The organism is Lichenicola cladoniae, from assembly GCF_013201075.1.
Lineage (GTDB): Bacteria > Pseudomonadota > Alphaproteobacteria > Acetobacterales > Acetobacteraceae > Lichenicola > Lichenicola cladoniae.
Map to the genome: position 1 here is coordinate 3,470,218 of NZ_CP053708.1, position 15,582 is coordinate 3,485,799.

At 68.2% G+C, this 15,582-nt stretch carries 12 protein-coding genes; 7 read left to right on the forward strand and 5 right to left on the reverse strand.

The features are described 5' to 3' along the window. Positions 1 to 76: 76 nt before the first annotated feature. Both HN018_RS15750 and HN018_RS15755 read right to left on the reverse strand, forming a co-directional pair. Positions 77 to 4,198, reverse strand: a complete 4,122-nt coding sequence (locus tag HN018_RS15750) for a translocation/assembly module TamB domain-containing protein (RefSeq protein WP_239478733.1) — start codon at positions 4,196 to 4,198, stop codon at positions 77 to 79. Between the two features lie 74 nt (positions 4,199 to 4,272). Further along, on the reverse strand, positions 4,273 to 6,183 hold the full coding sequence (locus HN018_RS15755) for an autotransporter assembly complex protein TamA (RefSeq protein WP_239478738.1): 1,911 nt from the start codon (positions 6,181 to 6,183) through the stop codon (positions 4,273 to 4,275). A 236-nt stretch (positions 6,184 to 6,419) separates the two neighbouring features. On the opposite strand from HN018_RS15755, the gene HN018_RS15760 reads away from it, so the two are divergent. From HN018_RS15760 to HN018_RS15785, 6 genes are all read left to right on the forward strand, one after another. After that, entirely contained in the window at positions 6,420 to 7,448 is a 1,029-nt protein-coding gene (locus tag HN018_RS15760) for a lysophospholipid acyltransferase family protein (RefSeq protein WP_171833167.1), read from the forward strand. Between the two features lie 209 nt (positions 7,449 to 7,657). Next, a complete protein-coding gene (gene miaB / locus HN018_RS15765; RefSeq protein ID WP_275434105.1) occupies positions 7,658 to 9,088 on the forward strand; it encodes a tRNA (N6-isopentenyl adenosine(37)-C2)-methylthiotransferase MiaB in 1,431 nt (476 codons plus the stop codon). A gap of 140 nt (positions 9,089 to 9,228) precedes the next feature. Beyond that, positions 9,229 to 10,371, forward strand: coding sequence for a PhoH family protein (locus HN018_RS15770; RefSeq protein WP_171833533.1), 1,143 nt, complete (start codon positions 9,229 to 9,231; stop codon positions 10,369 to 10,371). A 97-nt stretch (positions 10,372 to 10,468) separates the two neighbouring features. Beyond that, entirely contained in the window at positions 10,469 to 10,963 is a 495-nt protein-coding gene (gene ybeY / locus HN018_RS15775; RefSeq protein WP_239479321.1) for an rRNA maturation RNase YbeY, read from the forward strand. A gap of 68 nt (positions 10,964 to 11,031) precedes the next feature. Then, positions 11,032 to 11,949: a hemolysin family protein gene (locus HN018_RS15780; RefSeq protein ID WP_239479322.1), complete on the forward strand. Its 918-nt coding sequence runs from the start codon at positions 11,032 to 11,034 to the stop codon at positions 11,947 to 11,949. Positions 11,950 to 12,047: 98 nt separating this feature from the next. Next, positions 12,048 to 13,241 carry a pyridoxal phosphate-dependent aminotransferase gene (locus HN018_RS15785; protein WP_239478740.1) on the forward strand — a complete coding sequence of 398 codons (1,194 nt, stop codon included), beginning with the start codon at positions 12,048 to 12,050 and terminating at the stop codon, positions 13,239 to 13,241. A gap of 11 nt (positions 13,242 to 13,252) precedes the next feature. On the opposite strand, the gene HN018_RS15790 is transcribed toward HN018_RS15785, so the two are convergent. After that, positions 13,253 to 14,224 (reverse strand): cation diffusion facilitator family transporter, encoded by a 972-nt coding sequence (locus HN018_RS15790; protein ID WP_171833163.1) that lies wholly within the window; start codon positions 14,222 to 14,224, stop codon positions 13,253 to 13,255. Between the two features lie 90 nt (positions 14,225 to 14,314). Further along, positions 14,315 to 14,533, reverse strand: a complete 219-nt coding sequence (locus tag HN018_RS15795) for a (2Fe-2S)-binding protein (RefSeq protein ID WP_171833162.1) — start codon at positions 14,531 to 14,533, stop codon at positions 14,315 to 14,317. Between the two features lie 125 nt (positions 14,534 to 14,658). On the opposite strand from HN018_RS15795, the gene bfr reads away from it, so the two are divergent. Then, complete coding sequence (bfr, locus tag HN018_RS15800) at positions 14,659 to 15,159, forward strand: bacterioferritin (RefSeq protein ID WP_171833161.1); 501 nt, start codon at positions 14,659 to 14,661, stop codon at positions 15,157 to 15,159. A gap of 87 nt (positions 15,160 to 15,246) precedes the next feature. Here the strand turns inward: bfr and HN018_RS15805 are convergent, their stop codons facing one another. Continuing rightward, complete coding sequence (locus HN018_RS15805; protein WP_171833160.1) at positions 15,247 to 15,471, reverse strand: hypothetical protein; 225 nt, start codon at positions 15,469 to 15,471, stop codon at positions 15,247 to 15,249. Between the last annotated feature and the right edge of the window lie 111 nt (positions 15,472 to 15,582).

The following is a 15,582-nucleotide window of genomic DNA, read 5'->3' on the forward strand; positions in this document are numbered from 1 at the left end:
GGTCAGACCGGATCCGCCCGACGACAAAGCCCGAGCGCGATCAGAGTTCGAACACATTGCCTGCGTCGGTGACGCCTCAGTACTGGAACTGGTACTTCAGCGCGACCGAACTGCCTGGATCGTTCTCCGGCGTGATGATCCCGGTGGTGGCACCGCCGGTTCCGACCGTGGTCTGCAACTTGAGGCGGCGGGTCAGGTCGATCTGCACCGTGGCCTGACTGCCGCCACCGCTGGTCGCCTGCTTGGCACCGACATACACGCCGCGCGCCACATATTTGCCGGCCTCGACACTGGCTCCGGTGCCGCTGCTCCCGCTGCTGCCGACCGCGAGCCGATCGAGACCGAGTTTCTTGCGCACCGTGCCGAGCGGATCGAAACCGCCGCCGGCTCCGGTCAGCGAGGCCAGGCCCGCCGCCACCTGGGCGATCTGCAGCGGGCTCAGCGATTTCGTGTTCTGGCCGAACAGCAGCAAGGCCAGCACCTGGTCCTGCGGCAACGACGGCGTCGAGGACAGGGTGATCTTCGGCGCGTCCGCATAGCCGCCGACATTCAGCCGCGCCACGGTCGAGCTGACGACGCTCTCTGCGGTGAAGTCGAGCGTCGGGTCGATCTTGTGGGCGACGCCGGTGCCGTTGAAGCCGACCTTGCCCTTGGTGAAGGTCAGCGAAATGCCGGCCAGGTCGAAGGTGCCGCGTCGCATGTCGAACCCGCCGCTGATCGCCGGTGCGCTCGACGTGCCGCCGACATGCAGCTTGCCGCCGAGCTCGGCATCGAGCCCATGGCCGCGCACGAAGATCTGGCCGGGTGCGTTCAGCGTGAGGTCGAGCCCGACCAGCGACGTCGAAGGCGCCGCCGCGACCGGTGCAGGCTTGTCGTCCGGACGGATGACCTTCAGCTGGGCGACCGACGGCGGCAGGCCGTTCGGGATGTTGATCGAGGCGCTGTCGATCGTCACCGTGCCACCGACATCGAGGCGGCCGGCCGCCTGCCCGTGCGCGCGGATATCCGCATCCAGCACCGCGGTCAGCAGATCGCTGGACAGTGGCCGGGCATTCTTGGCGGTGATGCGCAGATCGACGGGGAGGCCGGGCACGAGGGCGCCGACGGTTCCGCTGGCGCCGATAGTCCCGCCCCCGGCCTGCGCGGTGAAATTCTCGATGGCCAGGCTCTGGCCCTGGGCGCGGATCAGCGCGGAGATATCGGTGAGACGCAGGCCCTGCGCGAAGTCCTGGATGCCGCCACCGGCGAGTTGCACCGTGCCGTCGAGACGGGGCGCCGCAACCGTCCCGGCCACGCCCATGGCGAGCGTGATGCGGCCGCTGACCTGCCGCCCCTCCGCACCGAGGACGGCGTTCGCCAGCCCGAGATCGACAGTGCCGTCCGCCCTGAGGGCCAGCGGGCCGGTCGATGAGGTCGGCGCGGTGCCGGCGAGCGTCAGCGCCACGTTCGGGCCTGCGTCGAGACGCACATCCACCCGGGCACTGGTGCCGGCAAGCGCCACGTTGGCGACCAGCCTGGCCGCCGGCAGCGAGGCAGCCGGCCCGGTGCGCAGCCGCAGCCCGTCGCCGGTCAGGTGCACCGTGCCTGCGGGGCGGCTGGTGGTGCCGGTGAGCCGGGCCTGCGCCGCGATCACGCCGACCGCGTCGAGCGTCGGCGCGAACGGCCGCGCCAGCGCCGGTGTCACGTTGGCAACCATCACGGTCAGGTCGAGGCGCGGCATGATCCGGCCGGCCACGTCGATCGTGGCAGGGGTTGCGCCGGCCGTGCCGGCCGGCACCACCGACAGGCGCAGGCGGTCGACCATGACATCCGTGCCGAAGCCGATGCGCGCCGGGGCCAGCAGGCGGATGGTCTCGCCCTTCGCATCGGCCTCGAGCCGGCTGATCGCGACCTGCTTGTGCGGCAGGTCCAGGCGCAGCGCGGTATCGAGCCGGGCCGGGGCACCGGCGACGTTCTGCAGGATCGCCTGCGCCGTCACGTCGAGCGCCGTCTGCGGTCCGCGGGCGACGACATGGGCGTTGCCGGTGATCGCGCCGGCGGCGATGCCGGTCGCATCCAGCCGGAGATTCACCGACGGCGACGCGATCGGGTCGTCCACGGTGCCGGCAAGCAGCAGCCGTCCGACCCGCGCGCTCTTGATGCCGCCATCGGCCCGGACATCCAGGGTCACCCGCGGCGCCGCCCCTTCCGTCTGCGCGGTCCGGATATTGGCCTGCAGGCTGCCGGCGACCGGCTGGCCGATCACCGGCTGCAGATCCCCGAGCCTGGCCATCCGCACATCCAGCGTGCCCAGCGGCAGCTTGGCGCCGACCGGGAGCGTCATGTCGGCGTGTCCGACGGCGCTCTTCCAGGACAGCGCGTCCAGCGTCAGGTGCAGCGCGCCACCGGCGAGCCGAGCTGCCTGCGCCTTGAGCGTCAGCGGGGCGCGATCGAGCGTGCCGGTCAGCGACGTCGTACCCTCGGGTGCGGACGGCAGATGCCGGGCGTCGAGCAGCAGATGCAGCGGTCCGGTCGCCATGGTCGCGGTGCCCGGATTGCCGTCCGCGGTGATGTGGGCCGCGAGATCGGTCGTCGGCCCCGTGGCGGTTCCTGCCAGCGACAGGGCCCCGCGCAGGCTCGGCAGCGCACGTTCGAGCGCCGGCAACACCAGAGCAAACTGCGCGGCCAGCACGTTGGAACGGTCGGTGCCGGACGCGGTCAGGTGCAGCGCCTGCCCGTCGAGCTTGAGCTGGCGCAGCACCAGGTCGGCACCGTCCTTCGAGGCGGCGAGTGCCAGTTGCCCGGCGGGTCCGATCAGTCCGGCCGCCTGCGGCTGGCCGCCGGTGATGGCAACCGGGCCGGCGATGGTCACATCGGCTTTGGAACCGTTCTGCGAGAAGCCGACTGCGAGCCGGGCATTGCCCTGCAGATCCGTACCGCCGGCGGCGGCGAGCGGTGCCAGGTCCGGCAGGGTGACCATCAACTGGCCATGCAGCGGCGCTGCGGTGACAATCCGGCCGCTGACGCCGGCCAGCGGATGCGAAACCACGAGATCGAGCGGCCTGCCCGCCTGGTGCGGGTCGAGCGTCGCATCGAGCGTCAGCGGCGCTCCCGCCAGCAGCAGCGGCTTCGGCCCAGGGATACGAATACCCTCCGCCACCGCATGCAGATGCACCGGCCCCGAAGTCTCCGCACCGTCGAAGCGCGCGGTCAGCCGGTTGAGCCCGGCGCCGGCGGCGGATAACTCGTCCAGCACCAGGTTACCCTGGCCGAACGGCGCCTGCGGCGTTCCCTGGATGTGCGCATCCAGCGCCACCTTGTTCCAGGCGACGCCCGCCATCGGCTGCATCGCCGGGGCATCGAGCTTCACCTGCACGTCGAAGCGCGGCTGCAGCAGGTCGAGACTGCCGTTGGCCGCGAGGGTCAGGACGCCACTGGCCGGCGCGCCCGCCGTGGCCGCCAGGGTCAGGGCGGCACGGTCGCGCGGCCCATCCAGATCAAGCGACAGATGCAGCGGATCGAGCACCGGCATATGCGCCAGCACGGTCACGAAGCCATCGGCCGGATCATCCGCCTTCAGGTGCAGGGCGAGGCGTGCCGGCGTGACCCGGGCAGAGAGTTCGGCATGGCCGGGATGGTCGAGACGGGCCAGCGACAGGGCGAGGTCGGTGTTCGGCAGGGTGGCGATCGTGGCGCCACCGAGCAGCGGCGCCAGGTCGGCGATCCGCGCGTGGCCATCAACGCCGGCGCTGACCGCGGTCCCGGCCACGGGGGCGCCGAGATCGATGCGGCCGACATGCAGCCGGTCGATCAGCACGCCCAGGTGCAGGCCGCTCTTCTGGTCGGGCCGCGCCGGCGGCACCGGTTTTGCGTTGGGATCGGGCACGGCCAAGCGCGGCACTTCTATCCGGTCCGCACTGGCCAGCTCGACATGCGCGTCCAGTGCCAGCAACCGCAGCGGCGACCAGTCGAGCACCAGATGGTCGATCGCCAGCCAGACGCCCTTGGTGTCGTGTATCTCGAGCCGGTCGACCTTGAGCGCATCTGGGAACCGCCCGCCAAGACCGTGCAGCGCAACCAGCCCACCGCTCAGGGAGGCGGCCTGCCGCTCGATCAGCCGCCGGCCGGGGTCGGTATTGGCGCCTATCAGCACCACCGCCAGCAACAGCAGCACCAGTGCCAGCGGCAGCCCGACCAGCAGCCCGAGTACCCAACCCACAATCCGCAACCCGCGCCGGGACCGCGTCCGGGAAGAGCCGTCCCGACTTGACGGGGGCGTGGATGATCCGCTCATCAGAACGCCTCCCCGAGGCCGATATACAGCTCGAAGCTGTCGCCGCCGGCGGGCTTGTTCAACGGAACGGCGACATCGAGCCTGATCGGCCCGATCGGGGTGTAGTAGCGGGCACCGACGCCCGCTCCGATCCTGAGCTTGCCATGGAGCGGCGCGCTACTGGCCGACACCTGCCCCGCATCGGCGAACGCGGCCACGCCGAAGCTCTTGCCGATGCGCTGGCGGAATTCAAAGCTTCCCGCATCGAGCGAGGTGCCACCGACCGGGTTGCCGTTGGAAAACAATGGCCCGACCCCCTGGTACTTGAAGCCGCGTACCGTGCCGCTGCCGCCCGCATAGAGCCGCTGGTCGGGCGGCAGATCGAACGTCGTGGCGCCCTGCACCGTCCCGACCACGATCCGGACCGCCAGGACGCTGCGGCCAGCCTTCGTCAGGCCGAACCGGGCAAGGTCGAAGTAGGTGGCGGCGGAACCCTGCAGGATGGTGAAGAAGCTGTTGCCGCCCGAGCCGGAAAGCCCGTTGGACCCGTCGCCGGACTGGCTGCCGAGACTGTAGGTCGGGGTGGCATTCAGCGAGATGCGGAACCCGCGGGTCGGATCGTCGAGCGGATTGGCCAGATGGGTGCTGTCGTAGCTCGCGGTGAGCGGTACGAACGCCAGCGTGTAGCTGCGCGAAACCCCCTGCTGCACGATCCGCTCCTGCTCCGCGCCGACGCCGGCCGAGATGCTCCAGCTCGCGGAAATCTTGCGGCTGACGATCGCATGCACCAGCAGGGCGGTCTGATTATAGGCCTCCAGATCCTGCTTCAGCCCTTCGACGCGCAGGTCGAGCGTCTGGTCGCGGTGGTAGTAATCGGGCTTCGACAGGTCGGCGTACACGTCGTAGCCGAGCCCGTTCTGCGACGTGCCGCCCAGCCCGGTCAGCAAGGCCACCAGGTCGAGCTTCTCGGCATGGCCGAACAGGTTGTGATGGGTCCAGGTCACCCCGGCGCTGCCGCCGAGGTCGGTCGAGTAGCCGCCCTGCAATGCGACCGTGTGGCGCAGCCCTTCGGTGAAGTCGAAGGTCAGCGGCAGCGTGCCGGCCTGGTCCAGGGACGGGGCAGCGGCGACGCCGACATCGGAAAATACCCCGAGCGATGCCAGATCCTGGCGCGCCGCCTCGATCCTGCTCGGCTGGTAGAGCTGGCCCGGATGGACGAGCAGCCGGCGGCGCACATAGGCGGGATCGACCTTGACCAGCCCGACCAGCTGGATCGGGCCGATATCGACACGCGGCCCGAGCTTTGCCGTGGTCACGATATCCAGCGTCCGGGTGGCGGGCCGGAGGTAGGCGGTCGGCTGGCCGACATCGGCGAAGGCGTGTCCCTCCTCCTGCAGCGTGGTCAGCAGCCGGCCACGGGCCGCGAGCACATCGGAGGCCACTGCCGGCTGGCCGGCCTCGAGCCCGAACGCGACCTGTTCGGTCATGGACAGCATCTCGCCGGGAGGCAGCTGGAGGGTGACCGTGCCGACATGGAACAACGGCCCGCGCTCGACGGTGATCCGGACCGGCGCGACGCTGCCCTTCGCGAGGTCTCCGAGCAGATCCGGAAGCCTGGGATCGGAGACCGGATGACCGGCCACCTCGATGTCGATCCGGCCGGCATAGTAGCCAAAGCTTTCCAGCGCGGTGCGGAGCCGGGCTTCGTCGGCCCGGGCGCGGCCAGCCAGCGCGAAGGGTCCGACCGCCTGCGTCTTCTGCAGGCTCACCAGGCTGGAGGCTGCCTTGAGCGTGGTGTCCAGGGTCGCATCGCCGGTGGCCACCACCGTTACCTGGTAGGCCTGCGGATCGGCGGCCAGGGCGTGCGTCGCCGTCCGGCCGGCGAGGATCAGCAGCATCGCGCCGATCACCACCCTGCCGGCTGGATACATGATGAAGCGCCCATCCCGGGCGCCGTCCCGGCCATGGCGGGCTCTGTCGGCACGTGCAGTCAGAGCGCGTCTTCCCCGGTGTGAGCCCGTTCCTGTAGCACCGGCCATGATTGTCGTCCCGCCCCTAATCACGCTATGTCGGGCCGATGCAGGTTCTCCCTGGCAATTCAAACCTTCGCCATGCCGGTCATACCCAGCCCGAGCTTCAACGTTCGGCATCCTCGTCGCGACCAGGCATGTCGCCGTTTTCTCGCGGATCACGCACCGGCCCGGCATCGTGCAGGCTGGTCGGCGGTGCAGAAGTGGAGGCTTGGCCGTCCAGCGACACCCGGACCAGCCCCGCAATCCGGTTGCTGCGCGCAGTCCGGGTGGTCCGGCGCGGCGTGGCGATCCTGGCCTGGACCGGTGCCGCGTGCGTCGTACAGTCCGTGCTGCTGCACATGCCCGGGCGCGCCAAGGCGCGGTTCGCGCGTTTCTACTGGTCGGTCACCTGCATGCTGCTCGGCATGCGCATCCGTGTCATCCGGACCGGCGCATCGGTCGAACCATGCGGTCGGCCGATCATCTACGTCTCCAATCACTCCTCCTGGATCGACGTTCCGGTCCTGGGCGCGCGGGTGCTCGGCTGCTTCGTCGCCAAGGAGGATGTCAGCCGCTGGCCGGTGGTGGGCACCGTGGCCCGGCTCGGGCGCACGATCTTCGTCAGCCGGCAGCGCAAGGCGACCGGCCGCGAGCGCGACGACATGCGGCTTCGGCTGGCGGGCGGCGACAACCTGATCCTGTTTCCGGAGGGCACCAGCTCGGACGGTTCGCGGGTGCTGCCGTTCCATTCCAGCTTCTTTGCGGCAGCCAAGTCGGGCGGCGTGGACAAGGCCGGTTGCGAGGATACGGGTGCCGCCTTTGCCCTGCCGCTGATACAGCCGGTCTCGATCGTCTACGACAGGCTGGGCGGCCTGCCGATCGGCCGCTCCAACCGACCGGTGTTCGCCTGGTACGGCGACATGGACCTGGCCTCGCATTTCACCCGGCTGGCCCGGTGGCGCGGCATGCGTGCGACCATCCTGCTGCATCCGGTTCTCGACCCGGCGGATTTCGCGACCCGCAAGGCCCTGTCCTCCGCGGCCTGGACTGCCATCGCCGGGGGTGCGGCAGCGCTGCGGCAGAACCGGGTTCGTGACATCGAGGTGAAGATCGTCGCCGTCCCCGGCCGCGACTCCCCCGTCGAGACGTTTCCGCTTGACAGCAAGGCCCCGTCTTTTGCCTGATCGGAATGCCTCCAGCGGGAGGATCCGGTTCGGGGGAATGGTGATCGACACACGGGGTGCGAGACAGAGGGTCTTCCGGGGCAACCCTGCCCATTGACGTGTTGCCACGCCTCTACGGGCAGGTGCCCTTGACCGGGGGCCGCTCCGACACGATTGCTCTCCGTGCTTCCGCACGGACTCCTCCGGCGGCTGCCGGGAATTCCCTGTCCGTGACCCCTCCACCCGCCGACAAGCGTCTCCACGTCATCACCTGGGGCTGCCAGATGAACGTGTACGACAGCGCCCGAATGGCCGATGTGCTGAAGCCGCTCGGCTATCGGCCGACCGAGACCCCGGCCGATGCGGACATGGTCATCCTGAATACCTGCCACATCCGCGACCGTGCCGCGGAGAAGGTGTTTTCCGAACTCGGCCGCCTGCGCGTGATCAAGCAGGCACGCGCCGCCGAGGGGCGTGCCACCGTGCTCGCCGTCGCCGGCTGCGTGGCCCAGGCGGAAGGCGCCGAGATCCTGGCACGTGCCCCCTACGTCGATATCGTGCTGGGACCACAGACCTATCACCGGCTGCCCGAGATGGTGGCGCGTGCGGCACGTGCAGGCGGTGCGGTGATCGAGACCGATTTTCCGGTCGAGCAGAAATTCGACTTCCTGCCGGACGCGACCGGCCCCCAGCTGCCCGGCGGCGTCACCGCGTTCCTCACGGTGCAGGAAGGCTGCGACAAGTTCTGCTCGTTCTGCGTGGTGCCCTACACGCGCGGCGCCGAGGCAAGCCGCCCGGCGGCGTCGGTGATCGCCGAGGCCCGTCGCATGGTCGCCGGCGGCGTGCGCGAGATCAGCCTGCTCGGCCAGAACGTGAATGCCTATCACGGTGCCGGCTCCGGCGGCGGCGCGGACGAGAGCAGCTGGAGCCTGGCCCGGCTGATGCGGGCGCTCGCCGAGATCCCCGGCCTCGTACGCATCCGCTACACCACGTCGCATCCACGCGACATGGGCGAGGATCTCATCGCCGCCCATCGCGACCTGCCCGCGCTGATGCCGTTCCTGCATCTGCCGGTGCAGTCCGGATCGGACCGGATGCTGAACGCGATGAACCGCGGCCACACCGCCGACGACTACCGCCGGCTGATTGAACGTCTGCGCACCGCGCGGCCAGACCTCGCCTTCTCGTCGGACTTCATCGTCGGCCACCCGGGCGAGACCGACGCCGACTTTGCGGCCAGCATGGCGCTGATCCGCGACATCGGCTTCGCACAGGCATACTCGTTCAAATACTCGTCCCGTCCCGGCACCCCGGCGGCAGGCGCCCCCATGCCTGTGGCAGGACCGGTCGGCGACGAGAGGCTGCAACAGCTGCAGGCGCTGGTGCGCGTGCAGCAGGACCAGTTCAATGCGTCCAGCGTCGGCCAAACGATGGAGGTGCTGTTCACTGGGCACGGACGCAAGCCCGGCCAGCTGTCCGGACGAAGCCCATACCTGCAGGCGGTGCATGCCGCAGGACCGGATCAGCTGATCGGCACCACCGCGATGGTGAAGATCGAGCAGATGCTCACCAACTCACTGACTGCATCGCTGTTGTCACCCGTGCCGACCCGTCCCATTCCCACCCGCGCGAACCCCTTGCTGGAGAGAGCCTGCGCTTGAACGAGCTTGTCACCGCCACCCCGATCACCCCGGCCTCCGCGAGCGCCGGTTCGCTTTCGCCTTTGTCCGCCGCTGCGGTGGCCTCCGGGCCCGCCGCGGTGCCTCGACCGGGCCTCGATCCGGAAACCAGGGCGGCAACCATGCAGTTCAACGACAACGCATTGCTGCAACTGCTGCTCGGCGATCATGACCGGCACCTGGTGCGGCTCGAGCAGGGTCTCGGGGTGCGCCTGGCCTGCCGCGGCAACCGTGTGTCGATCAGCGGCGACCCCGGACGCGTCGCGCTGGCTCGCTCGACCCTCGCCACCCTGTATCGCCGTCTCGAGGAAGGACGTCCGATTGACTCAGCGGAAATCGATGCGGCGATCCGCATGTCCGACCTGCACGGCAACGTGCTCGATCCCAGGCGCGAAACCATTCGCGTCACCGGCGCCGCATCCGCGCGCGCATCGAATGGACGCCCGATGAGCCCGCGCCGCGACAACGAGGGATTTCACGGACTGCCCGGACCCTCCGGGCTCGGTGGCCTGCACGGCACCGACGCCGACCCTCGCCTGCCGTTCGCCGACTTGCCGGCAATCCGCACCAAGCGTGGTGCGATCGAGCCGCGCTCGCCTGGCCAGGCTGCCTACATGGAAATGCTGACCAGCCACGAGATGGTGTTCGGCATCGGCCCGGCCGGCACCGGCAAGACGTACCTCGCTGTGGCCCAGGCGGTCGCGATGCTGCAGGCCGGCCGTGTCGACCGGATCGTCCTGTCACGCCCCGCGGTCGAGGCGGGCGAGCGGCTCGGCTTCCTGCCGGGCGACCTGAAGGACAAGATCGACCCCTATCTACGGCCTCTGTACGATGCGCTGCACGACATGATGCCGGGCGACCAGGTGCTTCGGCGGATGGCGTCAGGCGAGATCGAGGTGGCGCCACTGGCATTCATGCGCGGTCGCACCCTGGCGCACGCATTCGTCATCCTGGACGAGGCACAGAACACCACGGTCGCGCAGATGAAGATGTTCCTGACCCGCATGGGCTCCGGCACACGCATGTCGATCAACGGCGATCTCAGCCAGATCGACCTGCCCCAGGGCATCTCCAGCGGGCTGCGCGACGCCGTCGAGACCCTCGAGGGCCTGCCCGGGATCGGCTTCACCCGGTTCGAGAGTCGCGACGTGGTGCGTCATCCGCTGGTCGCGCGGATCGTGGATGCGTATGATCAGCGAGCGGCAGCCGAGCGGGACATCTCCCGGCACAGGACGCGCCGGGAGAGTGATGGAACCGCCAAGTAGATCCGAACGTCCCTCAGGCTCTGATCAGGGCACGAAGGGGAAGCGTTCGTCGAAGCGGGCCAGGCGCGACAAGCGCCGGGCCAAGGCCATCGCCGGGGTGTCGCAGCTTGCGGCTGCGCGCCGCCGTCTTGAACAACCGGGTTCCGTCGAGATCTTCGTGATCGACCAGCGCTGGCGGCGGCTGGTGCCGCACGTCGAACGGCTGGCCCGCCGAGCCGCAGCCGCCGGCGGCGGTGCGGGGTCGATCGTGCTGGACAACGATTTGCGCGTGCGCAGGCTCAATGCGCGTCATCGCGGCAAGAACAAGCCTACCAACGTGCTGACCTTCGAGACGCCCGCGGGCATTGCGGGCGGCGACATCGTACTGGCTCTGGAAACCGTGCGCCGCGAGGCCCTGGCCGCCGGGCGCCTGCCGCGTCACCACCTGGCCCACCTGGTCGTGCATGGCGCGCTGCACCTGCGCGGTCACGACCATCATGGGGTCGGCGAGGCCCGGCGTATGGAAATGCAGGAGGCACGGATCCTGCACGGCCTGGGCGTGCCGAATCCCTGGAAGCCTCGTGCCCTGCCCATCGTGGGAGCCGTCCGATGAGCGGACACTCCGAAAGAAGCGCGGATGGCGCTTCCGAACCTCAGCCGCGACCTATCCTGCGCGGCCTGATGGCCAGGTTCTCGCGACGTCGTGGCGATCAGGGACTGCGCAACTCGATCGCCGCCCTGGTGCAGGAAGCCGCGGACGCCACGCCGACCGACGGCGAGTTGCCCGAGCTCGACCGGCAGGAACGCGCCCTCATCGCCAATGTGCTACGCCTGCGCGGAACCACGGTGGACGACGTGATGGTGCCGCGAGCCGACATCACCGCGATGCCGGTGGCGATCAGCTTCGAGGAAGCGCTGGCCACGATGAAGCGGGAAAACCACTCCCGCCTGCCGGTGTATGGAGAGCAACTCGACGATATCGTCGGCATGGTCCACGTGAAGGACCTTGTGGCCTATGCCGGTCCGAGCGAGACGTTTCGTCTGCAGGCGATCCTGCGCCAGCCACTGATGATCGCGCCGCAGATGCCGGTACTGGACCTGCTGCTGCAGATGCGGCTGCGCCGCATCCACTTGGCGCTGGTGATCGACGAATATGGCGGCATCGACGGCCTGGTCACGATCGAGGACCTGGTCGAGACCATCGTCGGCGACATCGCCGACGAGCACGACGAACCCGATGTCCCGATGCTGGTCGAGCGCCACGACGGCACGCTCGACATCGACGCCCGCATGCCGCTCGAGGATTTCGAACACCGGCTCGGCCCGATCCTGACCGAGCAGGAACGCGACAGCGACATGGAAACCGTGGGCGGCCTGGTGTTCCAGCTGGCCGGCCACGTCCCGACGCGCGGCGAAGTGCTGAGCCACCAGAGCGGCATCCAGTTCCGTGTGCTCGATGCCGATGCGCGTCACATCCGCCGCGTCCGCGTCCGGCCGATACAGGAGCCCGAGCCCGAACCGGCAAAGGACAAGGCCGAGGCTGGAGACCGGAAAGCCGTCGCCACCGCGGATGCGAGCGACACACGGTCATCGCTTTAACAACGTGTCTGAAGCAATGCAGGTATGTGTTTTAGGTTGACCTGTTCGTTATAGCACCATCATGATCGTCCTGCCGTAGTTTCGCAGAAGGAATGATCATGAACAGTGCGCTGGGCCGGGACGCCAGAGAAGACCTGATTTCACGCGGTTATTCCCGTCGTCAGTTCGGGCGGGTATCTGCCCTGCTGGGGATCGGCGCCGCCGTTTCGACCGGCGGCCTGGCATTTCCCGGCCGGTCTGCAATCGCTGCACCCGGCCAGGCCCGGACGTTGGCGAGGCCCGACCTTTCGGGAATGATCCGGATCGGGACCAATGAGTGCTGGACTGGTCCTTTTCCTGCCGCTGCGCTCGCCGGCGCGGACATGGTCCAGCATGGCAATCGCTATGAACCGAGTGATCTGCGCCAGCGGCTTATCGACAACGTGGCGACGGTGGAGAAAGTCCCGGTCAGCCATATCGTGCCCTGGCCCGGATCGAGCGATCCGCTGGCGCGTGCGATCGTTACCTTCTGCTCGCCGACCCGCGGCGTGGTCACCGCCGACCCGACCTTCGAGGAAGCCTGGGTCACCGCGGCCTGGCTGAAGATCAAGGTGTCGAAGGTCGCGCTACGGCCCGACAATCACTACGCGACGGACGTGCGGGCGATGCTGGCCGCCGATCCGAACGCCGGGCTCTACTATGTCTGCTCGCCGAACAATCCGACCGGAACGGTCACCCCCGTCGCCGACATCGCATGGCTGGTCGAGAACAAGCCGGCCGGCTCCATCGTCCTGATCGACGAGGCCTACCTGCATTTCGCCGGAACCCCGAGTGCCGCCTACCTGGCGACCCAGGGCAAGGATGTCGTGGTTCTCAGGACATTCTCCAAGATTTTCGGAATGGCCGGACTCCGGTTGGGCCTGAGCATGGCCCGTCCCGACCTGCACGAGCGGATGATGCGCTACGACGGCAGGATGCAGAGTGGCGCGCTCTCGGTCGTGGCACTTGCGGCCGGTGGTGCAAGCGTCCTGCTCGCGTCGGACATCGTCGCCAGGCGCCAGGAAATGATCGACGCACGCGAAGCCACGTTCGCCCATCTGAAGTCACGCGGAATCACCCACCTGCCGAGCAACGCGAACATGTTCATGGTCGACTGGGGAAAGCCTGCCGCCGACATGAAGGCCGCGTTCGCGGCACAGCAGATCGACATCGGACGCGACTGGAAGATCTGGCCGACACGATCGCGCATCACCGTCGGCTCGGCGTCCGAAATGAAAAGCTTCTGCAGCGCGCTAGACAAGATCATGGTCTGATCCGAGAGCGCCTACCCCTCCCCGGTCTCGTCTTCCAGGCGAGCCCGGGTACGTTCCTCCTCGACCAGGCGGTGCGCCTCGCGGTCCTGCGCCTCGACGAACACGCGGGTCACCTCGGGGTGCGACGCGCGCACGCGCCTTTCGATCCGCGACACCGCCTGCTCGATATCGACGGCGCCGCACCGATCGACGAAGTCGAGGCTGAGAGCCAACAGCACGTCCTGCGGACCGAAATGCATGGTCAGCACCTCGTTGGTCCGCGCAACCAGCGGTTCCTCGGCGACGATGCGACGGATGCCGGCCTGGACCTCTGCCGAGGCGCCCTCGCCGGTGAGGAGCGACTTGCATTCCCAGGCCAGGAACGAGGCGGTTCCGGCAAGGATCACGCCGATGACGATCGAGGCCACCCCGTCCAGGACCGGCAGGTCGAGCACCTGGGCAAGCCAGATCCCGATCAGCGCGGTGAAGAGCCCGAGCAGCGCCGCCGTGTCCTCGAACAGCACGGTGAACATCGTCGGATCCTTGCTGTGCCGGATCGCTTCCAGCCAGCCCTGCTTGCCCTTGTGCCGGCGGAACTCGCGCAGCGCGACCAGCCAGACCCCGCCTTCGAACAGGATGCCGAGTGCCAGCACCAGGTAGATCAGCCAGGCATCGGTAACCACATGCGGATGACGGATCTTGTCGATGCCCTCGATCACCGACACGCCGGCGCCGACACCGAAGATCAGCACAGCGACCACGAAGGTCCAGAAATAGAGCTGCAGCCCATAACCGAACGGATGCAGCGCATCGGCGGGGCGTGCAGCCTGGCGCAAGCCGAGCAACAGCAGCAACTGGTTGCCGCAATCAACGACCGAGTGGATCGCCTCGCTGAGCATGGCGGCACTGCCGGTCCAGAAGGCCGCGCCGAACTTGGTCAGCGCGACCAGGATGTTGCCGCCGAGGGCTGCGTAGATAACCAGTCTAGACGAAGAACGTGCCATATGCCGAGCATACACAACGCCGACGCCAGGATATGCCGGTCACATCATTCGTAAATCGATGCCGCAGCCGTGCTTCCCCGGTGCGCGTTCTCAGGCTGCCGCCGCGACCTCATAAGCCTGCGTGGAAGCATGCCGTGCCCGCGCAACGATGCAGGCTTCACGCAACAGGCACAGGACCGTCGGCATGCAGTTGCCGCACTCGGCACGACGACCACAGCCGGAATAGACCTCGCTCGGACGCGTCGCACCGCCCTGGATCGCCAAGCGGATGTCACGGTCGGTCAACGCGTTGCAGCTGCAGACGTACATGATGCCCCCCTGAAGCCCGTCACCAGCTCCTACAGGTAATGAGAGGCAGTCGCAACACCGGCGGTGAATATCGCGATCTCGTGATGAAAGCCGCTATAGAGGATGGGCAACCTGAGGCGGACCCCATGAAGCGCGACCAGCAGATGATCGACTATCTCAACACCCAGCTCACCAACGAGCTGACCGCGGTCAACCAGTATTTCCTGCACGCACGGACGCTTCGGCACTGGGGCGTCACGCTGCTCGCCAAGCACGAATATGCCGAGTCGATCGACGAGATGAAGCATGCCGACTGGCTGATCGAGCGCGTCCTGTTCCTGGGCGGCCTGCCCAACGTGCAGCGGCTCAACCAGATCCAGGTCGGCCAGACCGTCGAGGAGGTCCTGCGTTGCGACCTGTCGCTCGAGGAAAAGGCGCATGGCGACCTTCGCGACGGCATCGCCTACGCCGAGACGATCCGCGACTACGTCACCCGCGACCTGCTGATGCGTATCCTGGCCAGCGAGGAAGGCCATGTGGACTTCCTCGATCGTCAGTTCGACCTGATCAAGCAGATCGGTATCGAGCGCTATATCATGCTGAACTCGGCAGCCGCGCCGGATCAGGAGGCCGACACCGAGGGATGAGGGCGGTCGACTTCAGGCCGGTACCGCCGGCAGACGTGAGGTGAGATGAGCCGGCGGACCGGATGAAGTCCGCCGGCGGGATGTTCGCTAGGACACCGGCCGGCAAATCTGATCGGCGACCGATCGCGGTGATGCAGAGTGGAATTGCCGGGCCGCATGCCATCTGACGGCAGCCAGGCTCGGCAGGATCTTGCCATGCATCGGCCGGACCCGATCGTCGGTTGCGAAGAAGGCCCGGTCGATCCGGTTCGGCTGCAGGATGGCGGTGCCGACGAACACGCCATCCACCTCGACCACGTCGCTCTTGAACATCAGCCTCAACCTCGGAGTGCAGCCTGCCTCGGATCGGCTTAGGCCTGCCGGGACGCTACATCGTCCCTAGCCAATAAACAATCACGCAGTGTGGTGTAATTATTACTACAC